Below are 23,112 nucleotides of genomic sequence, written 5' to 3'. Positions count from 1 at the left end.
GAAGATGAGCATTTTATCGGCAGACAAAATCAAATTGAACGTACAGGTGGCCGACAAATTCGAAGCGATCCGCATGGCGGGCCAGATGCTGGTCGACGCCGGGCATGCCGACCAAGGCTATATCGAGAAAATGATCGAGCGCGAGAACGCGCTCTCCACCTATATGGGCAGCGGACTGGCCATTCCCCATGGCACGAACGAAGCCAAAGCGATGATCCAATCGACCGGCCTTGCCGTGCTGCAGGTTCCGGGCGGCGTCGACTTCGGCGGCGACGAGCCTGCCGTGCTGATCGTCGGCATCGCCGCGCAGAACGGCGAGCATATGGACATTTTGACGAGCGTTGCGATGGTCTGCTCCGACGAGGAGAACATGGAGAAGATCCGCACTGCCGGATCGGCGGAGGAAATCATCTCGATTTTCGAAAGCGGGATGGAAGAATGAAGGCCCTCCATTTCGGCGCCGGGAACATCGGTCGAGGCTTTATCGGGCTGCTGCTGTCGCGTTCCGGCTATGACGTCGTCTTTTCCGATGTGAACGAAACGCTCGTCAAGGCGCTGCGGGAGCGCGGCTCCTATACGGTGACGCTCGCGGATGAAGGCGGAGAAGCCGTCGAGGTGACCGGAGTGTCGGCGATCGACGGGCGCGACGCCGCAGCTGTGGCTGAAGCGGTCGCCTCGGCGGACCTCGTCACGACGGCGGTCGGCGTGCCGATCCTGAAGCATATCGCTCCCGGCATCGCGGACGGATTGAAGCTGCGCATGGAGCGCGGCGCGTCTCCTCTGCATGTGATCGCCTGCGAGAACGCGATCGGCGCCAGCACGCTGCTCAAAGAGCATGTCTACGCTTTGCTCGGTGCTGACAATGCCAAGCGTGCGGAGGCGGCGGCAGCATTCCCCGACTCGGCGGTCGACCGGATCGTGCCCATCCAGCATCATGAGGATCCTCTTGCCGTAACCGTGGAGCCCTTCTACGAATGGGTCGTCAACCGTTCGCAAATGCTGCCCGGATCGCAGGAAATCAGCGGCGTTCATTATGTGGACGATCTCGTTCCTTACATCGAGCGCAAGCTGTTCACGGTGAACACCGGCCACTGCAGCGCGGCGTATGCGGGCTACAACAAAGGCTACGAGACGATCCAGCAGTCGATGCAGGACGAGGAGATCGTGAAGCTTGTCTCGGGCGCGCTGGCGGAGACGGGCGCTATGCTCGTCAAGGCTTACGGATTCGACGAAGGCGAGCATAAGGTCTACATCGATACGATTCTCGACCGCTTCCGCAATCCGTATCTCACCGACGAGGTCGTGCGCGTCGGCCGCTCGCCGATCCGCAAGCTGTCTCCGGACGACCGGCTGATCCGGCCGGCGCTGCGGGCTTTGGAGCAGGGCGGCCATGCGGACTCCCTGGCCGAGGTGATGGCGCTGGCCTTGAAGTTCGACTATGCGGAGGATCCCGAAGCAGCCAAGCTGCAGGAAATGATTGCCTCCGATGGGGCTGCCGCAGCCTTCAGCGAAGTGAGCGGAGTGGAATCCGGCCATCCGCTCGCCGTGAGCGTCATCGAGAAGTACAGCCGGGTATAAAACAGACAGAGACAAACGAGTGCGATAGAGAAAGAAGGAGTTCAGCATGAGCCAACTGATTACTGGAGTAGCCGCATCGCCCGGCATCGCGATTGCGAAGGCGTACCGCCTTCAGCAGTCGGAGTCGGTTCCGCCGCGCAAGACTGCCGGGGATGCCGGAGCGGAGAAGCAGCGGCTGAAGGAGGCCGTCGAGGCGGCACGGGTCGATATCGACCGCATTCGGGAGCGTACGCTGGAGAAGCTCGGAGCGCAGAAGGCGGAAATATTCGAAGCCCATCTGTTCCTGCTCGACGATCCCGACCTGATCGACGCTGCGATGGACATGATCGACAGCGATGGAGTGGATGCCGCTTATGCGCTGCATGAAGTGTCCTCGTCCATCGTCGAGGTGCTCCGATCGATGGACAACGAGCTGCTGAGGGAACGCGCCGCGGACGTGAAGGACGTCGCCGGGCGGGTCATCAGCAAGCTGGAGGGACGCGAGCACAGCGCGCTGTCGGAGCTGGACGAGGAGACGATTCTGATTGCGAACGATCTTACGCCGTCCGATACGGCTCAGCTCGATCTCGATTACGTGCGCGGCTTCGTGACGGAGATCGGCAGCCGCACTTCCCATTCTGCGATCATGGCCCGTTCCCTGGAGCTTCCCGCCGTCGTAGGGGCAGGAACTGCCGCCGCAGGAATCGAGTCCGGAACCATCGTCATTCTGGATGCGGTGGAAGGCAAGGTGATCGTGGCTCCTTCCGATTCCCAGCTTCAGGACTATCAGGCCCGCAAGCGGGAATACGAGGACTACAAGCTGCGCATGCAGCAGTTCGTGAACCGTCCTTCCGTCACGACCGACGGCCATGAGGTGGAGCTGGCCAGCAACATCGGCGGCGTCGAGGATCTGGAGAAGGTGCTGGCGAACGGCTCGGACGGCATCGGATTGTTCCGGACGGAGTTCCTTTATATGGGCCGTTCGACGTTCCCGTCCGAGGAGGAGCAGTTCACCGTCTACAAGCATGTGCTGGAGAAAATGAACGGCAAGCGCGTCGTCATCCGCACGCTCGACATCGGCGGAGACAAGGAGCTTCCTTACTTGACGCTGCCTAAGGAAGCGAATCCGTTTCTCGGCCTTCGCGCCGTCCGGCTCTGCCTGGAGCGGCAGGATCTGTTCCGCGCCCAGCTTCGCGCGCTGCTGAGGGCGAGCGCCCACGGAAAGCTGGCGATCATGTTCCCGATGATCGCTGTCGTCAGCGAGCTTCGCGAAGCGAAGCGCATCCTGGCGGAAGAGCGGGCTTCGCTGGAATCCGAGGGCGTGCCGGTATCCAATTCGCTTGAGGTCGGAATCATGATCGAGATTCCGGCAGCGGCGCTCAATGCCGAAGCGCTTGCGAAAGAAGTGGACTTTTTCAGCATCGGCACGAACGATCTCATCCAATACACGATGGCGGCAGACCGCATGAACGAATCGGTCGCTTATCTGTACCAGCCGCATCATCCATCCATCCTGAGGCTGGTGAACATGGTCATTCAAGCCGCGAAAAAGCACGGCAAATGGGCCGGCATGTGCGGCGAGATGGCCGGCGATTCGGCAGCGATCCCGCTGCTGCTCGGCATGGGCTTGCATGAATTCAGCATGAGCGCCTCCTCTGTGCTGCCGGCGCGCGAGCTGGTGTCGCACCTGTCGCAGCAGGAATGGGCCGTGCTGGCCGAAGAAGCTCTCGGCATGGACTCGCAGCAGGAAGTGCTCGATTTTGTCAACCAACAACTAAGGAGTGAAGCATAATCATGGCAACCGGAACTTTCACCGTCATTCATCCGCAGGGCTTCCATGCCCGTCCGTCCAAGCTGTTCGTCGAGAAGGCAAGCTCTTTTCCTTGCAAGGTGACGCTGCATAAGGGCAGCAAGAAAGCCAACGGCAAAAGCTCTCTCGGTCTTTTGACGCTCGGCATCGCCGCAGGCGACGAGATCACGGTGGAAACCGAAGGGGAGCAGGAAGAGCAGGCGCTGCAGGAGCTTGGCGCGATGCTGACGAAGATTTACGAGGAATAGATTATCCTGCGAATTGCATACAGGCCGTATGGCGGCGCCGCTTGAGAGCGGCTGTCGCCATACGGCTTTTTTTCATTTCGCTGCATTAGAAGGATGCTCGATGACATCGGCTTCATATGGAATCATCGAATAATAAACGGACTTTTCAAAAAATGAATTCCTGCCGAAAGGGGGAAGGGGGTGAAATAAACGTACACTAAATCCAAATCAAACAGGTCCGCGACCATAGTCATTCTTTTCTTGAGTTCTATTCTTTCCTTTCAAAGAATAAACTGAATTTAATGCCTTGTCGTTCAAGCGATGCCTATGCCGGCGAAATTTAATGCTTTCTTAAGAGTCGCTTAAACCGGGCTTAACCTATGCCCGTTACAATGAAGGTATATAAGCGGCTTGTCCGGGCATCCGGACGCCGGCGAAAGGCGGTATGAACGTGGACCAAAGACAAGGAGCTGATCTCCCGGCTGTCAACGCTGCGGCGAGGACTTCAAGGAGCGACCGCAAATCCAGGCAAGCCCGGCTCATCGCAGCCAGCGCTCTGCTGCTGATGCTGTCGATGAGCAGCGCGATGTCCGTCCCTTCCCGCGCGAATGCATCGGCAGCCGCGCTGGAGAAGACGCAGTCCGACCGGATCGACGCAAGCCGCATAGGGTGGACGGCGGCTGCCGCGCAAGCGGCGGGACTGCCTGTGGACCAGCTTGTGGAGCGGCTGAGGAACGGAGAGACGCCGGCCGAAGCGGCCAGCTTGTCCGGCAGCGCGGAGGACGCCGTCATCCGGGGCGTCTACCAGCCATGGGAGGCGGAGCTGGAGCGTCAGATCTCCGCAGGGGAACTGACCGAGACTCAGGCAGCCGCTCAAAAAAGGGCTCTCCTGACCGCGGCGCGCGGGCTTGTCACCGGCGAGTGGAGCTGAAAAAGGAACAAGCCTGAGAGAGAATCCGGCCATGAGCCAGCGTCTGCATAGGCGGAAGGAAGCTGAGCGAATCGACGCTATCAGCGATCAGCTAGCATGACAGCTCGTTCCATTGCTCCAGCGAGAGCTTGTCCGTTATATCCCTCATTGTTTCGGGTACTTCCACGGCGCATATGAACTCCAGGCTGTTGCCATCCGGATTGTTGAAATTTGCTTCGCTCTGCCAATAGTGCATGAAAAAACCGCCCAAGCCGGGCGGTTTTTTCATGCGCTATTTTGCTTAAGCGTAGCGCTGCTTCCAATTAAGAAGCTCTGCGCATGCTTCCGAGAATAAGGCTGACGATCGCGACAAGCACGATAGCTCCGATCAAAGCCGGAATGAAGTAGAAGCCTCCAACGACAGGACCCCATTCGCCAATCAGCATGGAACCGAGCCAAGCGCCGACAAAACCTGCGATGATGTTTCCGATAATGCCGCCTGGAACGTCGCGGCCAACTAACATGCCCGCCAGCCAGCCGATGATGCCTCCTACAATCAATGCCCATAACCATGCCATGATGATTTCCTCCCTTTTCTTCTTTCAGTGTCGTGTTTCCCTCATGCCAATAAGTAACCTCTGCCGCGAATTTAGAATCAGGCTGCCCGAGAGTCATTTCGGAATTTGTCCAGACGGACGTGCCGTGAATCCCGGTCTCTATTCCACCTATATAGAAGAAGCGAAAGAATGATGATAGGCCTAAAGAACTATTTCTATAGTCATATATACATTATGAAATGGTTCGATCCGAATAATCTAGTAAACAAAAACCCGCTACTTGCGAACTACAACATGATATATTGATAGTTCGATAGATACATAACAGGCGAGGCCGCGGGCTCAAACGGAGGTTATCGGAATGAAGATTATTCGCTCAGCATTCAAGGGATGGTTCAGAGGGATCGCCGCCGCAGCTGCGGCAGCCGCATGGATCGCAGCTCCCGTGCAGGCTTCCGCTGCGTCGGAGCCTGCGGCTGCAGCCGCCGTTTATGCCGCAGGAGGCGCCTATGCGGCCGGTTCCTTCGAGGAAGCGGCGTCCATCGTCTACGGCGTCATGAAGCAGGCGTACGGGACTTCCGTCACGGTCAACTATACAGGCGACACCTCCGATTTGGCCAAGCAGCTGGACAAGCTGTTCAAGCAGGTCGGAAGCAAGGACGACTACATGCGCTTTGTATTGAAAAAAATGAGCTGGAGCTGGACGAGCACCAGGAACCAGGCCTCCATCACGTTCAAGATGGAGTATTGGGAAACAGCCGAGCAGAGCGAATACGTCCGCAAAACGGCGAAGGAAGCCGTCGATTCGCTGGTGAAGCCGGGCATGACGGACAGGCAGCTGGTGAAAGCGATCCACGACTGGGTGATCGGCCGGTTCGCCTATGATTATTCGCTCTCCAGCCATTCCGCTTACGACGGCCTGGCGAAGGGCGGGAGCACTGTATGCCAGGGCTATGCTCTGATGACGCAGCGGATGCTCGAAGCGGCTGGATTCGACAGCCGGATCGTATACGGGGACTCCAAGGGATCCAAGCATGTATGGAATCTGGTCAAGCTGGGAGATTCGTGGCTCCACCTGGACACGACCCTTGACGAGGGCGGCGCCGCCAAGCCGGGAACGGCTTACCTGCTTGTGTCGGACGACGCGATCAGCAAGGATCACAGCTGGGTCCGTTCCGAGTATCCGGCGGCAAGAGGATGAAAAAAGGAAGTTTATTCCTCTGCTGAAATCGCTTTATGGCTTTCCCTTTCCTATGCGGAATGGTAAGATGGACGCATGATAGGAGGATGCGTGCATGACGACAAACCATGATACCGAAGACAAGCAGGCAGCTCCGGGAACCGAAGTTCCTGAAGGACAGCCCGGACTTACCGAAACCGAATTGATGAACATGATATCGGCGCTCTACCAGCATGGAGAGACGGCGCTTAGAACGTTTTACCAGGATGAATACGAAGTGGACGGGCAGGTCATCAGCCACCCGATGTACGGACCTCTCGTCATGTACAGGCTGACGGATCCTAACGGCAACTTGTATACATGCGGATTTTTCATGAACGAGCTCGTCCAGAACTTCCAGAAAAACGAAGACCCGGCCTTATGGCTGTCTTCTTTCTTCGTGGATATACTAAGGGGAGAACGCAGCAGGCTCGTACCGCCTCCGCCTCAAAACGAAGACGAAGCGAAGTTCCTGTTCGATCAGGTCATCGTCCCGCATATCGCCAAGACGGTCCGCGAGGAGTTCGCTCCGGAGCCGGTTCATGTCGATATCGATGTCCATCCCGAGCATGGGCCGGTTGTCGAAGCCGGGTTCCCTTCGATCACCGACGGGAACAACGTTGTCGCCCTGCCGTTCCATTACCTGCTGGCGCTCCATCTGCTCAACCGGGATACGGCGGATCCGCTTGTCACCGGCATGTACAAGATCCGCGAGGAACATGGACTGGATACGTAATCGAACGCGTGCACGCAAGTGCGGATGCAAGGCGGGCAGGTGCGGATCAGCGATCCGCGCCTGCCTCTTTTTTCAAGACAAAACCATTTATTCCTATCCGTTGACACGGATATGTGACGATGTTACTATACTGTCATCAATGTAGATACAGTTGACGATGAGGAGAGTGCAGAGAATGACCATCATTCCTGAGCAAAGCAAGGTCCAGCAGCCGGTTATCGATTTTCACACGGTCATCAAGGAACGCCGTTCCGTCCGCAAGTATGACGCTTCCCATAAGCTGACGGATGAGGAAATCCGGGAGCTGCTGTCCGCAGCCGTTTTGGCTCCATCGGGCAGCAACATGCAGCCATGGCGCTTCATCGTCATTACGGATCCGGAATTGAAGCAAAAGCTTCTTCCCGTAGCCTTCAACCAGGAGCAGATCGTTTCTTCCTCCGCCGTCATCGCCGTACTTGTCGATCTGGAGGCCTATAAGCAAGCGCCGCGCATCTATGCCAAGGCGGTCGAGGCTGGATATATGAACGAGGAGACAGCTGACAAGCTGATCGGCAATATGAACAAATTCTACGGCGGGCTCAGCCGGGACCGCGTGCTGCACGGCGCTCTGATCGACGGCGGCCTGGTGTCCCAGCAGCTCATGCTGGCCGCTCGCGCCAGAGGACTGGACACGGTGCCGATGGCTGGCTACAACACGGATCAGTTCCGCGAAATGTTCGGTGTCTCGGAGCGTTATGCCAACGTCATGCTGATCGCTGTCGGCAAGGCAGCCGAGCCGGGCCATCCTACGGTCCGTCTCTCCGTAGACGATGTGACGAGCTGGAACGGATTCCATCAATAACTTTATTCGTTCTTGAAGTTTATTCATTCATGGCTTGGAATGGACCTTCGCCGGCATGCGGCAGGTCCATTTCTTCGTTTAAGGCGAATATCCCCAGGGTAATGAAGGCTCAGGCAGGACAAACCCTTTACCCGAGAGGATGAAATGACTATGGCACAAGAGCAGGAGATCAAGAACGGCGCGGAAGCCTACGACAAAGTCAAGGAAACGATCGGAAATATGGACGAGGGCAAAAAAGAACAGATTCTCGCCAGCTTCGGCGAATTCAAAAGCTATCTGGGCAACCGGATCGATCTGGCGAGGAGAATCGGCCTCGATGAAGAGCAGCTCGCGGTAGCCGCCGAGAAAGTCGCCGATTATCTGGCCAAGCACGAAGAGCCCCGCAACAGCGAGGAGAAGCTGCTGCAGGAGCTGTGGAAGGTCGGCAAGGACGATGAACGCCACAAGCTCGCTCATATGCTGGTCCGCTTGAGCCAGGAGACGAACGAGCCTGTTATCGAGCGCTCCTAGCAGGATGAGAAAGGCATCTGTCCGAGGCTGCATCGCAGCCCGGATCAGATGCCTTTTCGTTTGACCTTCAAGACAAGCCGATTATAGGCAGGATTTGATATGGGTTTTATAATATGTTTACATAGAATAAGTTTACTCATCAAGATTATGGACGGGCAGCAGGCTGGAGCCTGCTCCGGAAAGAAGGACTTGCGTTGGAATTTTGGGTTGGATTGTTGGAATTGATCTTGATCAATATCGTCCTAAGCGGAGACAACGCGGTCGTCGTAGCGATGGCAAGCCGCAAGCTGCCGCCCGAACAGCAAAAAAAGGCGATCCTGTGGGGCAGCATCGGAGCCATCGCATTGCGGGTCATGTTGACGTTCGTGGCGGTGAAGCTGCTTTCGATTCCTTACCTGCAGCTTGCCGGAGCCATCCTGCTCGTCTATATCGCCGTGCAGCTGCTCCAGACCGGAGACAAGGAAGAGGAAATCAAGGCTGGCGGCTCACTGGGCGCGGCGATACGGACGATCATTCTCGCGGATCTCGTCATGAGCCTCGACAACGTGCTGGCCATGGCAGGCGCAGCGCAAGGCAACTACCTGCTCATCTTCATCGGCCTCGCCATGACGGTTCCCCTCATTATATGGGCAAGCAAGCTGCTCGTCATGATTATGGACAAGTATCCGATCATCGTCATTCTTGGGGCTGCGCTGCTCGGCTACACGGCAGGGGAGATGCTTCTGGACGACAAGGCGGTCGGGGAGAAGCTGTCCGGGCTGTTCGCCTACGCGGACCATGTCATCCCGGTTGTCATCGCCATTGCCGTGTTGATTGCCGGGCGTATCCTGAACAGCCGCCATTCATCCGCGGAACCGAAGCCGGAGGCGGGAGACCGCTGAGCGGACGATCGCGCTGCAAGCCGGATACGGCTTGCGCTGCTTATTCCGGCGGGCTCTGCAGCCAGGAGGAGATCGCGAGCCGTGCTTCGGATGGAACTCCGGCGCCGAGCTTGAGTTCAAGCCGATAGGGCGGAATGCCGTTCAGCGGCAGCAGCAGCATTCGTCCCGGATCCGGCAGAACGCATGTTGCCGCTTGGGCGAAGCGGGGATCCGAAAAGATAGGCACGACAGCCACGCCCAGCCCGGCTGCTGCAAGCGAAGCCGCCATGACGGCATCGGGCACCGCATGCCCTTCTTCCAGATCCAGTCCCCTTGCGGCCGCCCAGGTCAAGATTTGGCTTCGCAGCCGGGTGCCGGCAGCCGGCGCGATCCAGGGCTTGCCGGATTCCAGGGCGGCCTGTGCGGCTTGGATGCCTGCTGCCTGGGCCCATTCACGGGAGACCGCAAGTCTCAGGTCGGCATCGGGAAGGGGCAGCCAGTCTGCATCAGCCGTTTCCTGCCGCTCCCGAATACGAATATCGGCATGCATGCCGGATCCTTCTTCAATACGGAGCCATTCGATTCCGTACCCGGCCGGCTCCAGCGCGAATGCGGCGAATGACGCCATGATGCTGCTGCAAGCAGCGTCCGCGAGCAAGGACAGGCGCTTGCGGCTGCCTCCCCGGAGCCTCATCTCGCGAGCGGCTTCCTCTTGCAGCGCCAGCATCTTCAGCGCGTACCGGTGAAGCCTGCGGCCTGCGTCCGTCAGAAGGATCCGGCCTGTCTTCATTTCGAACAGAGGCATCCCCCATTCTTCCTCCATCGATTTCATATGAAAGGTCACCGTAGGCTGCTTCAGGCCCAGTTCCTGAGCAACCAAGGTGACCTTTTTCAGTTGTTCAATGAGCATTATAATTCTCCATTTGATCAACGTCATGATAAATGACCTCATTCCGGATAGAGTATAGAATAAGTATATCATTTTTAAGGGTATTCATAGAGTGCGTCTATTCAATTTTACAATTGCCTTTACAAACCGAAGATATCCCTTTAACAAGGCGCTTGTACAATAAGTCTTGTGAGGCAGAACAAACTTGGTTCTCGGAAGGGGATTTAAAACGAAATGAAGAAAACGATGTTGGTCCTGATGACGATGGTGCTTGCGCTGACGCTGGCAGCCTGCGGAAGCAAAGCAAACGACAACGGCACGAACAATGCAGCAGGCGGCTCCGAGCTCAGCGGTTCCATCCTGGCAGCAGGCTCGACGGCTATGCAGCCGCTGGTTGAGCAGGTGTCCAAGAAATTCATGGCCGACTCCAAATATTCCAGCATCACGGTTCAAGTCCAAGGCGGCGGCAGCGGCACCGGCCTGACGCAAGTATCCGAAGGCCAAGCCGATATCGGCAACTCCGACATCTTCGCCGGCGAGAAATTCAAAGATGCCGATGCAGCGAAAGCTCAAGAGCTGGTTGATCATCAAGTCGCAGTTGTAGCCATGGCAACGGTCGTGAACAAAGAAGTCGGCATCGACAACCTGACGAAGCAGCAGCTGGTCGACATCTTCACCGGCAAAATCACGAACTGGAAAGACGCCGGCGGCAAAGACGAGAAAATCGTCATCGTCAACCGTCCATCCAGCTCCGGAACGCGCAAGACGTTCGAGAAATACGCTCTTGGAACGGCATCCGAAGACCTTCCCGGCAACATTCAAGAGGATTCCTCCGGCACGGTCAAGAAGCTTGTCGGCGAAACTCCCGGAGCCATCGGCTACCTGGCTCTCTCCTACCTGGACGATTCCGTCAAAACGATCAAGCTTGACGGCGTAGACGCTACGGCCGACAACGTGAAATCCGGTTCCTACCCGGTATGGGCTTACGAGCACATGTACACGAAAGGCGAGCCTAACGAAATCGTGAAAGCTTTCATCGACTACATGCTGAGCGACGACGTTCAAAAAACCGACATCACGGATCTGGGCTACATCTCGATCCACGAGATGCAAGTAAAACGTGACGAAGCAGGCAATATTACGAAATAAGATCAGTTGCGCCAACGGCGCGCTGCAGCAGGCCAAGCGCGCGGAAACCACTTCCGCGCCTTGGCTTTGCGCCATGAAAATGCCAAGGCGTAAGGAGAGATGAGAAATGAACGCCATGAGACAACCTTCCCCGGGCGGCCCCGGAGACGCAAAGCCTGCAGCAGCGCCAGCCCAAGGCAAGCCTGATTCCGCCGGTGCCAAGAAGGGGGGGCCTTCCGCCGGCAATCCAGCTCGGCCGAAGCGTTCCAGACGCAGCCGTACGGCGAGCGAATGGCAAGGCAAAGCCTATACCCTTATTTGCGTAGCCATACTTATTGTTACGATTTTTTCCATGGTCTTTTTCGTCGCATCCAAAGGACTTGCCACCTTCTTCACAAACGGGGTCAGCGTATCGGAGTTCCTGACCGGCATCAAGTGGTCGCCGGACGGAGAGCCGCCTTCTTTTGGCGCGCTTCCGTTCATCACGGGGTCGTTCGCGACATCCATCCTTGCGGCCTGCATCGCGGCGCCGCTCAGCTTCTGCGCGGCCGTCTTCATGACGGAGCTGATGCCGAAGTTCGGCAAACGCTTCATGCAGCCGGTCATCGAGCTGCTCGCCGGCATTCCTTCGGTCGTGTACGGCTTCGTCGGCCTCAGCGTCGTCGTGCCGTTCCTGCGCTCGATCTTCCCCGGACAGGGACTCGGCATCGCGGCGGGCGCGATCGTCCTGTCGATCATGATCCTGCCGACGATCACCTCCATCGCCACGGATTCGTTGTCCAACCTGCCGCGCGGCCTCAAGGAAGGCAGCTATGCGCTCGGAGCCACCCGCTGGCAGACGATTTCCCGCAGCATATTGCCCGCTGTGCTGCCATCGATGCTGACCGGCGTCGTGCTCGGCATCGCCCGCGCGTTCGGCGAGGCGCTTGCGGTCCAGATGGTCATCGGCAACTCGCCGCATATTCCCAGATCCCTGTTCGAATCGGCTTCCACGCTGACGAGCGTCATTACGCTTAGCATGGGCAACACGGTCAAAGACACGGTGCAGAACAACGTTCTTTGGAGCCTGGCTCTCGTCCTGCTCGTCATGACGTTTGTCTTTGTCGGCATTGTACGCCTTCTGGAGAGGAGAGCACGCAGATGAGAATGTCCAACAAAACGGCAGACCGCATCGCGACCGCCGTATTCTATTTCTTCGCTTTCCTGATCATCGCCGTCCTGGCTTCGCTGATCGGATTCATCCTGTACCGGGGCCTCGGACAGATCAGCTGGCATTTCCTGACCTCTCCTCCAGAGACGTTCAAGACGGGAGGCGGCATCGGGCCGCAGCTCTTCAACTCCTTGTTCCTGCTTGTCCTGACCATGATCATAACGGTTCCCCTCGGCATCGGAGCCGGCATCTATATGGCGGAATATTCCCGTCCGGGACGGTTCACGGACTTCATCCGCCTCGTTGTCGAAGTGCTCTCTTCCTTCCCTTCCATCGTCGTCGGCCTGTTCGGCCTGCTCGTCTTCGTGCAGTATTTCGACCTTAAGTTCTCGCTGCTCGCAGGAGCGCTGGCTCTGACGGTGTTCAACCTGCCGCTCATGGTAAGGATCACCGAGCAAGGCATCCGCGGAGTGCCGCGCGAGCAGAAGGAAGCCGGGCTTGCGCTCGGCCTGACGCGCTGGCATACGATCACCAAGGTGCTGCTGCCGGTATCGCTGCCGACAATTCTGACCGGCACCATCCTCGCTGCAGGCCGCGTCTTCGGCGAAGCGGCGGCGCTGCTGTTCACGGCGGGCATGAGCTCGCCGCGCCTGGACTTCACGGACTGGAATCCGCTCAGCCCGGTATCGCCTCTCAATCCGCTGAGGCCTGCCGAGACGCTGGCGGTCCACATCTGGAAAATCAACAGCGAGGGCGTCGCGCCCGATGCGGCGCAGATCGCCGCCGGCGCCTCGGCGGTGCTCATTCTGACCGTGCTGCTGTTCAACCTCGGGTCGCGCTGGCTGGGCCGCTTCCTATACCGCAAGCTGACCGCATCTCGTTAATCTCATCTGAGGAGGCTATATTCCATGGCATTGTCTACACAGTCGGCCCCCGGGGCCCGTGCAGAGGAACACGCCGGGACGGATGCGCTTAGCGCGGATAACCTGAGCGTATTTTACGGGGATAAGGAAGCGGTGAAGAAGGTCAGCCTGCGCTTCGCCAAGGGAAGCGTCAACGCCTTGATCGGGCCTTCCGGCTGCGGCAAGTCGACGTTCCTGCGCAGCCTGAACCGGATGAACGACACCATTCCCGACGCCCGCATGACTGGGAGCATCTGGTTCGACGGAGCGGATATCAACGCTCCCGGCACCGATGTCGTCTCCTTGCGGCAGCGGATCGGAATGGTCTGGCAGAAGCCCAATCCGTTCTACAAGTCCATCTACGAGAACATCGCCTTCGGTCCGCGCTATCATGGCGTGAAGAAGAAGCGCGAGCTGGACGAGATCGTGGAATCCTGCCTGCGGCGTACGGCTCTGTGGGAGGAGACGAAGGATCGTCTCCACCAGTCCGCGCTGTCGCTGTCCGGCGGCCAGCAGCAGCGTCTGTGCATCGCCCGCACGCTGTCGGTCGAGCCGGAAGTGCTGCTGATGGATGAGCCGGCGTCGGCACTGGATCCCGTCTCCACGTCCAAGATCGAAGAGCTGATCTCGGAGCTGAAGCAGGAATACTGCATCGTCATCGTCACGCACAACATGGCCCAAGCGGCCCGTGTGTCGGACAAGACCGCATTCTTTTATATGGGCAACCTGATCGAGCACAACGATACGAACATCATTTTCACGAATCCGGAAAACAAGCAGACCGACGATTACATCTCGGGCCGCTTCGGCTAAGATTCCAAGACGAATGGGAGCAGGGGACACTATGAACCAGGTAATGGAGATCGACCGTCTTAATTTGCATTATGGAGACTTTCACGCCCTGAAGGAGATCAATCTCGGCATTCCCGAAAAAACCGTGACGGCCTTCATCGGACCGTCCGGCTGCGGCAAATCCACCTTCCTCCGCACGCTGAACCGGATGAACGACCTCGTGCCCGGCGTTCAGATCGGCGGCAGCGTCAAGCTGGACGGACAGGATATCTACGGCGCGGACACCGACGTGGAAGTGCTCCGCAAGCGTGTCGGCATGGTGTTCCAGCAGCCCAATCCTTTTCCCAAGTCGATCTTCGACAATGTCGCCTATGGTCCGCGCCTGCATGGCATCCGGGACAAATCCCGCCTGAACGATATCGTCGAGCGCAGCTTGCGCGGCGCCTCGCTGTGGGAGGAAGTGAAGGATCTGCTCGGCAAGTCCGCGCTGAGCCTCTCGGGCGGACAGCAGCAGCGGCTGTGCATCGCGCGCGCTCTGGCCGTGGAGCCTGAGGTGCTGCTCATGGACGAGGCTACGTCCGCTCTGGACCCGATCTCGACGCTCAAGATCGAGGAGCTCGTCCGCGAGCTCAAGAAAGAGTATACGATCGTCATGGTGACGCACAACATGCATCAGGCGGCCAGGGTTTCCGACCGCACGGTATTCTTCCTCAATGGAGAGCTCGTGGAAGCGGAAGAGACGGAGAAGCTGTTCTCCAATCCTACGGATGCGCGGACGGAAGACTATATTACAGGGCGATTCGGTTAAGGCTGAAGCCGGGAGAGGGAGAGAGAGAACGTGATCAAACGCAAGGAGCTTGACGAAGGACTGGATCAATTGAAGGCCATGCTGGTCGAAATGGGAGACCATGTCGAATCGGCGCTGACCAAATCCATGCATTCCCTCATCCATATCAATGCCAAGGAAGCGGCTCAGATCATCCAGGAGGATCCGGAGCTGAACCGCCTGGAGGAGAAGATCACCGAGCTCGGCTCCAAGCTGATCGCGACGCAGCAGCCGGTCGCCAAGGACCTGCGCCGCATTCTCGTGGCGTTCCGGATCTCGGGAGACCTGGAGCGTATGGGCGATCTGTCCGTCGACATCGCCAAGGTCGTCATGCGACTGGACGGCCAAGAGCTGATCAAGCCGCTGATCGACCTGCCGCGCATGGCGGAGACCGTGCAGACGATGATTTTCGAATCCATCCAGTCCTACGTGCAGGAGAATGTGGATCTGGCCTACAAGATGGCGAAGGACGACGACATCGTCGATGCCCTCTATTCGCAGATCATCCGGGAGATGTTCACGATCATGGTCGAGAATCCCCGTACGATCAACCAAGCGATGCTGCTCAGCTTTGTCGGCCGCTATATCGAACGGATCGCCGACCATGCGACGAACATCGGCGAGAGCGTCACTTACCTCGTTACGGGCAAGCGCCCGGATTTGAACGTATGATGTCCCGAGCCCCCCGCTTTCATGCGGGGGGCTTTGTTATGTTCTTTTCTACCGGTTCTCAAAAACGTGAACGCGGCCATGAACATCATGCAGGAGGAGATTTCGATCCGATTCTCCAGATACTGACTTATAGAGACATCGAGGAAGCCATCCAGCATGTCAACGAGCGGGACGCTCGAATAAAAACAAAGAACAGCCTGCACAATCGTGCAGGCTGTTTGCTTTGCGCATGGCTTCAACGGCTGCTCAGATGCTCCTTCAATCGGCCTGGATAATCGGTGATGATGCCCGTCACTCCGACGGAGACTAGCCGGTCCCACTCGGCAGGATGATTGGCCGTGTAAGGATAGATGCGGAGCCCTGCGGCGATGGCATCCCCGGCATCCTTGGCTCCGATGAGGCCGTGATGCGGATGGAGCGACCATACCTCCGTCTCCAGCAGAGCCGCATAGGAGGCATGATGGATGAGATCGGCGGCATACAGCAGTCCGATGCGGAGCTCCGGCTCCGCCTGTTTCAGCCTGAGCAGCAGCTTGTGGTCGAAGGAGGACACGACGGTGCGTTCCAGGCGATTGCCGCCGCGGAGGTAGTCCAGCAGGACTTCGTCGAGCAGCGCGCCTCCGGCATCCTTGACTTCAACGTTGATTTCGATGTGCGGCGGAAGGAGGTCGTAGACTTCCTCCAGAAACGGCACCCTTTCCCCGGCAAACGAAGGCGAGAACCAGCTCCCGGCGTCCGCCCCGCGGATGGCGTCCGAATGCAGCGAGCGGATCGCTCCGGTGCGGTCCGTCGTTCGGTCGAGCGTATCGTCATGGCAGACGATGAGCTTGCCGTCCTCCGACAAGTGAATGTCCAGCTCCACCATATGGCTTCCCTGCTCGGCCGCAAGCCTGAAGCTCGCCAGCGTGTTCTCGGGCGCCTCCCCGGCTGCGCCTCTATGCCCGATCACGATCGGGCTGCCTGCATTTCCGTCCAGCTCGATTTCTCCTGTCATCCTCTTGTTCCCTCCCAGTGTGGCTCCGTTCCGGCAGAAGCCGCTTTCGGCGATCCCGTTCGCCATCATTATATGCCGTCTCTGAAAGCCTGTCTCCCATGGATTTGAAATCTAAAGAAATCTTTAGAAAGAGATGCCTGCCATCAGGCAAGCGTTATGGCCTTTCCTAATCTTAATAAATTGCTGACATAGGGGTTACAAAAGGGCGTTATCGTTGGAGTTGCCAAGCCGACTCCGGCCATGCAATCTCTTGAAAGGGCGGTGGCAATCACCCATGGACTCATCCCTCTATAAGGACAAGCCTGAACCGGTCTTGTCCCCGGTCTCCGAGGCTGGTACCCCGATCGCCGCAGCCAGACTGAGGCGGATGCGGGAGCAGCTGCTCGGTTACTTGTTTCTGGCGCCGAGCCTGGCCGTATTCACCTTGTTTCTCTTTTATCCGATGGCCCGCTCGGTCTATCTGAGCTTTCAGCTTACCGATCCCCGCGGCAGGGTCGCCGCTTATGCGGGCTGGGACAATTATTCGCGGATGATGGAATCGTCCGCATTCTGGAACAGCCTCTGGATTACCGTCAAGTTCACGCTGCTCACCGTGCCGGCCGGGCTTGCTCTCGGCTTGCTGTGCGCAAGCCTCGTCCATGCCGCGGGCAGGGGCAGCAAGCTTTTCCGCTTCGTCTTCTCGGTTCCGCTCGCCCTCTCTGTCGGCACGGCATCCATCCTGTGGATGATTCTCTATCATCCCACTCTCGGCATGCTCAATTACTTGCTGGGCCAGGTCGGCATCGCGCCGATCCAGTGGCTGACCGATCCGTCCGCAGCGCTCGGTTCCGTCTCGCTCATGACGATATGGATGAACTCCGGGTTTCCGTTCGTCCTCCTGCTGGCCGCTATCCAAGGGCTCGACAACGATGTCATGGACAGCTCGCGGATCGACGGCGCATCGATGTGGAGAACGTTTTTCTCGATCAAGCTGCCGCTGCTGTCGCCGACGCTGTTCTTTCTTGCGGTCGTCTCGATCATGAGCGCCTTCCAATCGTTCGGCCAGGTCAACATCCTGACCCGCGGCGGCCCTGCCGGCTCTACGGATGTGCTGGTGTACTCCATCTATCGCGAAGCTTTCGTCAACTACCAGTTCGGCACCGGGAGCGCTCTGGCGATCGTCCTGTTCGCCCTTATGCTCCTGCTGACGGCGGTTCAATTCCTCGTACTTGGAAAGAAGGTGCATTACCAGTGAGGGGATACGGCCATTCGCGCCATCCGGTCCGGCTGTTCAGCCTTTACGGCTCGCTCATCCTGCTGGCGCTGTTCGTGCTGGGACCGCTGCTGTATCTGCTTGCCCAGAGCTTCATGACTCCGGCCGAAGCGGGTCAGTATCCGCCCAAGCTGCTTCCGTCCGGCTTGTACACCGGCGGGCTCAAAAACGCGATTGAAACGGTGCCGATCTTCGGCTTCATCGTCAACAGCTTTGTTCTGGCGATCGCCATCATGGTGCTTCAGGTGCTGACGGCGGCGCTGGCCGCCTACGCATTCGTCTACATCCGGTTCTCGGGAAGCCGATTCTGGTTCGCGCTGTTCATCAGCACGATGATGATTCCGTGGGAAGTGACGATCATCCCGAATTATTTGACGGTCAAAAGCTGGGGATGGCTCGATTCGTTCCAAGGGCTCATCGTGCCCTTCGCGGCTTCGGCATTCGGCGTGTTCCTGCTCCGCCAGTTTTTCCTGCAGCTGCCGCGCGAGCTGTTCGAGGCGGCGCGCATCGACGGCTGCGGGCATTTCCGCCACTTCGTCTCCGTCGTCCTGCCGTTGTCCGGGCCTGCTGCCGCATCGCTGGCCGTATATGTATTCCTGAACGGCTGGAACCAGTACCTGTGGCCGCTGCTCATCACGAGCAGCGATGCCATGCGGACGGTTCAGATCGGAATCGCGATGCTCCAGTTCGAGGAGCTGACGAGCTGGAATCTGGTGCTCTGCGGAGTGGCGCTTGTCCTGGTGCCGTCCCTCGTGCTGCTGGCGCTGGGCCTCAAGCCGCTCGTGCGGGGAATTACAGCCGGAGCGGTCAAGGGCTGATTCCAGTCCTCATACGGGTATTCGTCCTTCGGGACTTGCCATATATACAAATATTGATTCAAAGGGAGAGAAATCCAACCATGGTCAAACGCAATTGGAAAATGGCGCTGCCTGTGGCGGCTATGCTCGTGCTGCCTCTGTCTGCCTGCGCATCGAATCCGAGCAACGGCGGAACTAGCGCCGATCCGGCGCCAACCGCCGCGGCTTCCAATACGGACGCCGCCGCGAATGCGGGCGGAGCTTCCACGGAGCCTGCCAAGGAGCCGGTCAAGGTTGTCTGGTGGCATTCCATGAGCGGCGAGCTCGGCAAGGCTGCGGACAAGCTGGTCAGCGATTTCAACGCCTCGCATCCCGATGTGAAGGTGGAGGGCGTCTTCCAAGGAACCTATGACGAGAGCCTGAACAAGCTGAAGGCTTCGATGGATTCGAAGTCCGGGCCGTCCTTGATCCAGGTGTATGAGATCGGGTCGAGATTCATGATCGATTCCGGCGCCGTGACGCCGGTGCAGCAGTTCATCGACGAGGAAAACTACGACGTGTCCTCCCTGGAGCCGAATATCCGGAGCTATTACACGTTCGACGGCAAGCAGTACTCGATGCCATTCAATACGTCCAACCCGATTCTTTACTATAACAAGGATCTGTTCACAAAAGCGGGACTTGATCCGAACAAGCCGCCTGCAACTTACCAGGAGGTAGCCGACGCGGCCAAGAAGCTGACCGGCGGCGGCGTGACGGGAGCTTCCTTCGCCATCTACGGCTGGTTCGTAGAGCAGCTGCTGGCAAACCAAGGCAAGGACCTCGTCAACAACGGCAACGGCCGCGACAGCGCCGCTACCGAATCGCTCGTAAACCAGGAAGCGGCCGTCAAGACGCTGACCTGGTGGAAGGGCATGGTGGACAACAAGTCCGCGCTGAATCTCGGACGCAAGACGGACGACACGAAAAAAGCGTTCCTGGCCGGCCAGATCGGCATGACGCTGGATTCGACGGCTTCGCTGCGCGGCATCGTCGACGGCGCCGCAGGCAAATTCGAAGTCGGCACGGCCTTCCTGCCGAAGCCGGATGCATCCACCGAAGGCGGCGTTGTCGTCGGCGGCGCAAGCCTGTGGGTTCTGAACAACAAGCCGGCCGAGGAGCAGAAGGCTGCCTGGGAGTTCATCAAGTATTTGGCCGAGCCGGCTGTACAAGCAGAGTGGCACATCAACACCGGCTACTTCCCGATTACGACGAAAGCGTACGACGAGCAGATCGTCAAGGACAATCTGGCGAAGTATCCGCAGTTCCAGACGGCTGTAGACCAGCTGCATGCCTCCAAGGCGGGCACGGCCAGCCAAGGCGCCGTCATGGGCGTCTTCCCGGAAGCGCGCCAGACGGTGGAAGGCGCGATCGAGGAAGCGTTCACGGGCAAGAAGGACGTCAAGGCCGCGCTTGACGATGCGGCGAAGCAGATTACCGAGAAGATCGGCATCTACAACAAGACGGTAGCCAAATAAGGAGCGAAAGCTTCCGAACAATCAAACAGCCCCGGGATCGACGAGCCCGGGGCTGTTTTTTATCGTCCTGGATGGGTTTGGCGCTCGCTTTTGACGGTTTTGAACCGAGACGGATAGAGGCTGGATGCTGTTCAGGCTTCATAGAGCGAGGAATAGAAATCCGATTCCGAAAAGTTCGAGCCGATCGAATCGGGAGAGTCCCGTCCGGGAATCGGAGTGCCGTTTATGGTATGATGGAAGCAACCATGAACAGGACGAGGTGCCCAATGGACAAGTGGATATTGATCGACGGCAACAGTATTGCCAACCGGGCTTTCTACGCCATGCCGCCGCTGACGAACGCAGCGGGATTACATACGAACGCCGTATACGGCTTCACGACGATGCTGCTCAAGGTTCTTGAGGAGGAGAAGCCGACGCATGTGCTCGTCGCCTTCGACGCCGGCAAGGTGACGTTCCGCACCGAGAGCTTCGCGGAGTACAAGGGAACCCGCCAGAAGACGCCATCCGAGCTGTCGGAGCAGTTCCCGCTGATCAAGGAGGTCGTGGCCGCGTTCGGCATCAAGCAGTTCGAGCTGAGCGGATACGAAGCGGATGACATCATCGGGACGATGACCCGTCTGGCGGACGAGAAGGGGGTCAAGACAATCGTCGTGTCCGGAGACAAGGACATGCTCCAGCTGGCCTCCGAGCAGGTGACGATCGCCGTGACGCGCAAGGGCGTCAGCGAGACGGAGCTCTACGATCCCGCCGCCGTCAAGGAGCGCTACGGCCTCGTACCGAGCCAGATCATCGACCTCAAGGGCTTGATGGGCGATACGTCCGACAACATTCCGGGCATTCCGGGAGTCGGGGAGAAGACCGCGCTCAAGCTTCTGCATGAATACGGCACCGTCGAAGGCGTGCTGGAGCATTCCGGCGAGCTGAAGGGCAAGCTCAAGGAGCGGGTGGAAGAGAATCGGGAAGCCGCGCTCATGAGCAAGCAGCTGGCGACGATCTTCCGGGAGGTTCCTCTCGAGGAAGGAACGGCGGAGTTTTCTTATAGCGGCTTCGAGCCTTCCGTACTGGCCGATGTGTTCGGCCGGCTGGAATTCCGCTCGCTGATGGAGAGGCTCGACCTGTCGGCCGGAGGGGGAGCGGCGGATGCGGCTCCGAGCCGGGAACTGGCCGTCGTTCCGGTCGAGATCGGGGATACGGAAGCCAGGTCGGCGCTGGAAGCCGCGCTGGATGAATCCGGAGGCTTTTTCCTGGAATCGCACGGGGACAACCCCCATCATGCCGATATTCTCGGAGCGGCTTATGCCGTGGAGGACCAGGTGTTCGTCATGGATGCGGAATGGCTCTCGAGCGCGGACGCGGACGGGTTCAAAAGCTGGCTGGCCGATCCGTCCCGGCCCAAGACCGGCTGCGATCTGCATCGTGCGGAGCTCGTCCTGAACCGGATCGGCGTCCATCTGCAGGGAGCCGGCTTCGACATCGTGCTGGCCGCCTACCTGCTCGACCCGACGGATACCGACCAGAGCGTCACCGGCATCGCCGCCCGCAGCGGCCTTCCATCCGTCCCTTCGGACGAGTCGGTCTACGGCAAAGGCGCCAAGTTCAAGGTGCCGGACAAGGAGACGCTGTACGCCCACCTGGCAGCGAAGGCCGAAGCCGTGCGCTCGCTTGCGCCGCTGCAGCGCGAGAAGCTGGAGCAGAGCGGCATGAACCGTCTCTACTTCGAGCTGGAGCAGCCGCTGTCCGGCGTGCTGGCGGACATGGAGAAGCTCGGCATCTGCGCGGATGCCGGCGCGATCCGCGAGCTGGGCCGGGAGCTCGAGAAGGGCATCACCGCCGACATGGCCGAGATTTACCGCCTGGCGGGCACGGAATTCAACATCAACTCTCCGAAGCAGCTTGGGGAGATTCTGTTCGACCGTCTGGGACTTCCCGTCATGAAGAAGACCAAGACCGGCTATTCCACGGACGCCGATGTGCTGGAGAAGCTGGAGCCCTACCATGAAATCATTCCGCTCATCCTGCATTTCCGCCAGCTCCACAAGCTGCAGTCCACCTACGTGGAGGGCCTGCTCAAGGAAATCCGCGAGGACAGCGGCAGGATCCATACGTACTACCGGCAGACGATCGCGGCTACGGGCCGGCTGAGCAGCCAGTTCCCGAACCTGCAGAATATCCCGATCCGCCTGGAGGAGGGACGCAAGATCCGCAAGGCGTTCGTGCCTTCCGAGCCGGGCTGGAGCATTCTGGCGGCCGACTACTCGCAGATCGAGCTTCGAGTGCTGGCCCATATATCGGGCGACGAAGGGCTGACCGAGGCCTTTACGCATGACATGGACATCCATACGAAGACGGCCATGGACGTATTCGGCGTGCAGGAGTCCGAGGTGGATTCCAACATGCGGCGCTCGGCGAAGGCGGTCAACTTCGGCATCGTGTACGGAATCAGCGACTTCGGCTTGTCCCAGAACCTGAACATCACCCGCAAGGAAGCGTCGCGGTTCATCGAGCAGTACTTCGAGGCGTTCAAGGGCGTGCGCAAATACATGGACGATATCGTCCTGGAGGCGCGCAAGGACGGTTATGTGAAGACGCTGCTGGAGCGCCGCCGCTATTTGCCGGAGATCAAGGCGTCGAACTTCAACCTTCGCTCGTTCGCCGAGCGGACCGCGATGAACACGCCGATCCAGGGAACGGCGGCCGACATCATCAAGCTGGCGATGGTGAAAATGCAGGAGCGGCTCCGGACCGACGGCTTGAAGAGCCGCATGCTTCTGCAGGTGCACGATGAATTGGTGTTCGAAGTGCCGCCGGAGGAGCTGGAGACGATGAAAAAGCTCGTTCCGGAAGTGATGGAGAGCGCCTTGGAGCTGAATGTGCCGCTGAAGGCCGAAGTCAGCTTCGGAGCCAACTGGTACGAGGCGAAGTAGCCTCCGTGCAGTCAGAATCTGCGCAATGCGCCGCCAGGA

Annotated in this window: 23 protein-coding genes; 20 read left to right on the top strand and 3 right to left on the bottom strand. The window is 58.7% G+C overall.

Annotation, left to right across the window (positions count from 1 at the left end; translation table 11 throughout):
• Positions 1-4: 4 nt before the first annotated feature.
• The 5 genes from PHU01S_RS03465 to PHU01S_RS03445 all read left to right on the top strand — a co-directional run bounded on the left by PHU01S_RS03465 (position 5) and on the right by PHU01S_RS03445 (position 4,525).
• The gene (locus PHU01S_RS03465; RefSeq protein ID WP_048745419.1) at positions 5-442 is read left to right on the top strand and encodes a PTS mannitol transporter subunit IIA; all 438 of its coding nucleotides are present in this window, start codon (positions 5-7) and stop codon (positions 440-442) included.
• Positions 439-1,578: a mannitol-1-phosphate 5-dehydrogenase gene (locus PHU01S_RS03460; RefSeq protein ID WP_048745420.1), complete on the top strand. Its 1,140-nt coding sequence runs from the start codon at positions 439-441 to the stop codon at positions 1,576-1,578. Before PHU01S_RS03465 ends, PHU01S_RS03460 begins: the two co-directional genes overlap by 4 nt.
• A 46-nt stretch (positions 1,579-1,624) precedes the next feature.
• Complete coding sequence (ptsP, locus tag PHU01S_RS03455; protein ID WP_127506117.1) at positions 1,625-3,349, top strand: phosphoenolpyruvate--protein phosphotransferase; 1,725 nt, start codon at positions 1,625-1,627, stop codon at positions 3,347-3,349.
• A gap of 2 nt (positions 3,350-3,351) precedes the next feature.
• Positions 3,352-3,615, top strand: a complete 264-nt coding sequence (locus PHU01S_RS03450) for an HPr family phosphocarrier protein (protein WP_021877772.1) — start codon at positions 3,352-3,354, stop codon at positions 3,613-3,615.
• A gap of 430 nt (positions 3,616-4,045) precedes the next feature.
• Positions 4,046-4,525 carry a hypothetical protein gene (locus PHU01S_RS03445; protein WP_127506115.1) on the top strand — a complete coding sequence of 160 codons (480 nt, stop codon included), beginning with the start codon at positions 4,046-4,048 and terminating at the stop codon, positions 4,523-4,525.
• 302 nt (positions 4,526-4,827) lie between these two features.
• On the opposite strand, the gene PHU01S_RS03440 is transcribed toward PHU01S_RS03445, so the two are convergent.
• Entirely contained in the window at positions 4,828-5,082 is a 255-nt protein-coding gene (locus PHU01S_RS03440) for a GlsB/YeaQ/YmgE family stress response membrane protein (RefSeq protein ID WP_048745422.1), read from the bottom strand.
• 340 nt (positions 5,083-5,422) lie between these two features.
• Between PHU01S_RS03440 and PHU01S_RS03435 the strand changes: the two genes are divergently transcribed.
• The 5 genes from PHU01S_RS03435 to PHU01S_RS03415 all read left to right on the top strand — a co-directional run bounded on the left by PHU01S_RS03435 (position 5,423) and on the right by PHU01S_RS03415 (position 9,248).
• Positions 5,423-6,262: a transglutaminase domain-containing protein gene (locus tag PHU01S_RS03435; RefSeq protein ID WP_127506113.1), complete on the top strand. Its 840-nt coding sequence runs from the start codon at positions 5,423-5,425 to the stop codon at positions 6,260-6,262.
• A 94-nt stretch (positions 6,263-6,356) separates the two neighbouring features.
• Positions 6,357-7,016, top strand: coding sequence for a hypothetical protein (locus PHU01S_RS03430; protein WP_049867024.1), 660 nt, complete (start codon positions 6,357-6,359; stop codon positions 7,014-7,016).
• Between the two features lie 175 nt (positions 7,017-7,191).
• Positions 7,192-7,857, top strand: a complete 666-nt coding sequence (locus tag PHU01S_RS03425) for a nitroreductase family protein (protein WP_049867025.1) — start codon at positions 7,192-7,194, stop codon at positions 7,855-7,857.
• Between the two features lie 150 nt (positions 7,858-8,007).
• Positions 8,008-8,367, top strand: coding sequence for a DUF3243 domain-containing protein (locus PHU01S_RS03420; protein WP_048745427.1), 360 nt, complete (start codon positions 8,008-8,010; stop codon positions 8,365-8,367).
• 194 nt (positions 8,368-8,561) lie between these two features.
• Entirely contained in the window at positions 8,562-9,248 is a 687-nt protein-coding gene (locus tag PHU01S_RS03415) for a TerC family protein (protein WP_049867026.1), read from the top strand.
• Positions 9,249-9,288: 40 nt separating this feature from the next.
• Here PHU01S_RS03415 and PHU01S_RS03410 read toward each other — a convergent pair whose 3' ends face one another.
• Positions 9,289-10,164, bottom strand: a complete 876-nt coding sequence (locus tag PHU01S_RS03410; RefSeq protein ID WP_164762958.1) for a LysR family transcriptional regulator — start codon at positions 10,162-10,164, stop codon at positions 9,289-9,291.
• Positions 10,165-10,350: 186 nt separating this feature from the next.
• Here PHU01S_RS03410 and PHU01S_RS03405 point away from each other — a divergent pair, with 186 nt between their 5' ends.
• From PHU01S_RS03405 to phoU, 6 genes are all read left to right on the top strand, one after another.
• Positions 10,351-11,265 carry a phosphate ABC transporter substrate-binding protein PstS family protein gene (locus PHU01S_RS03405; RefSeq protein WP_021877762.1) on the top strand — a complete coding sequence of 305 codons (915 nt, stop codon included), beginning with the start codon at positions 10,351-10,353 and terminating at the stop codon, positions 11,263-11,265.
• Positions 11,266-11,380: 115 nt separating this feature from the next.
• Positions 11,381-12,388 carry a phosphate ABC transporter permease subunit PstC gene (gene pstC / locus PHU01S_RS03400; RefSeq protein WP_083436337.1) on the top strand — a complete coding sequence of 336 codons (1,008 nt, stop codon included), beginning with the start codon at positions 11,381-11,383 and terminating at the stop codon, positions 12,386-12,388.
• 2 nt (positions 12,389-12,390) lie between these two features.
• Positions 12,391-13,278, top strand: coding sequence for a phosphate ABC transporter permease PstA (gene pstA, locus PHU01S_RS03395; protein ID WP_048745457.1), 888 nt, complete (start codon positions 12,391-12,393; stop codon positions 13,276-13,278).
• A 24-nt stretch (positions 13,279-13,302) separates the two neighbouring features.
• A complete protein-coding gene (gene pstB, locus PHU01S_RS03390; protein ID WP_083436334.1) occupies positions 13,303-14,109 on the top strand; it encodes a phosphate ABC transporter ATP-binding protein PstB in 807 nt (268 codons plus the stop codon).
• Between the two features lie 31 nt (positions 14,110-14,140).
• Complete coding sequence (pstB, locus tag PHU01S_RS03385) at positions 14,141-14,896, top strand: phosphate ABC transporter ATP-binding protein PstB (protein ID WP_048745432.1); 756 nt, start codon at positions 14,141-14,143, stop codon at positions 14,894-14,896.
• A gap of 30 nt (positions 14,897-14,926) precedes the next feature.
• Complete coding sequence (phoU, locus tag PHU01S_RS03380; protein WP_021877758.1) at positions 14,927-15,586, top strand: phosphate signaling complex protein PhoU; 660 nt, start codon at positions 14,927-14,929, stop codon at positions 15,584-15,586.
• Positions 15,587-15,821: 235 nt separating this feature from the next.
• Here phoU and PHU01S_RS03375 read toward each other — a convergent pair whose 3' ends face one another.
• Positions 15,822-16,580: a glycerophosphodiester phosphodiesterase gene (locus tag PHU01S_RS03375; protein WP_048745460.1), complete on the bottom strand. Its 759-nt coding sequence runs from the start codon at positions 16,578-16,580 to the stop codon at positions 15,822-15,824.
• 274 nt (positions 16,581-16,854) lie between these two features.
• Here PHU01S_RS03375 and PHU01S_RS03370 point away from each other — a divergent pair, with 274 nt between their 5' ends.
• The 4 genes from PHU01S_RS03370 (at position 16,855) to polA (ending at position 23,073) form a co-directional block, all read left to right on the top strand.
• Positions 16,855-17,814 carry a carbohydrate ABC transporter permease gene (locus tag PHU01S_RS03370; protein ID WP_083436335.1) on the top strand — a complete coding sequence of 320 codons (960 nt, stop codon included), beginning with the start codon at positions 16,855-16,857 and terminating at the stop codon, positions 17,812-17,814.
• Complete coding sequence (locus PHU01S_RS03365) at positions 17,811-18,650, top strand: carbohydrate ABC transporter permease (protein WP_048745433.1); 840 nt, start codon at positions 17,811-17,813, stop codon at positions 18,648-18,650. The genes PHU01S_RS03370 and PHU01S_RS03365 overlap by 4 nt, the downstream gene beginning before the upstream one ends.
• An 80-nt stretch (positions 18,651-18,730) precedes the next feature.
• Positions 18,731-20,146, top strand: coding sequence for an ABC transporter substrate-binding protein (locus PHU01S_RS03360; RefSeq protein ID WP_048745434.1), 1,416 nt, complete (start codon positions 18,731-18,733; stop codon positions 20,144-20,146).
• 266 nt (positions 20,147-20,412) lie between these two features.
• The gene (polA, locus tag PHU01S_RS03355) at positions 20,413-23,073 is read left to right on the top strand and encodes a DNA polymerase I (RefSeq protein WP_048745435.1); all 2,661 of its coding nucleotides are present in this window, start codon (positions 20,413-20,415) and stop codon (positions 23,071-23,073) included.
• Positions 23,074-23,112: the final 39 nt, after the last annotated feature.

It is taken from the genome of Paenibacillus humicus NBRC 102415 (assembly GCF_004000905.1).
Lineage (GTDB): Bacteria > Bacillota > Bacilli > Paenibacillales > Paenibacillaceae > Paenibacillus_O > Paenibacillus_O humicus.
The sequence above is the reverse complement of the archived record's forward strand: the minus strand, read 5'-3'. Positions and strand labels throughout refer to the sequence as shown.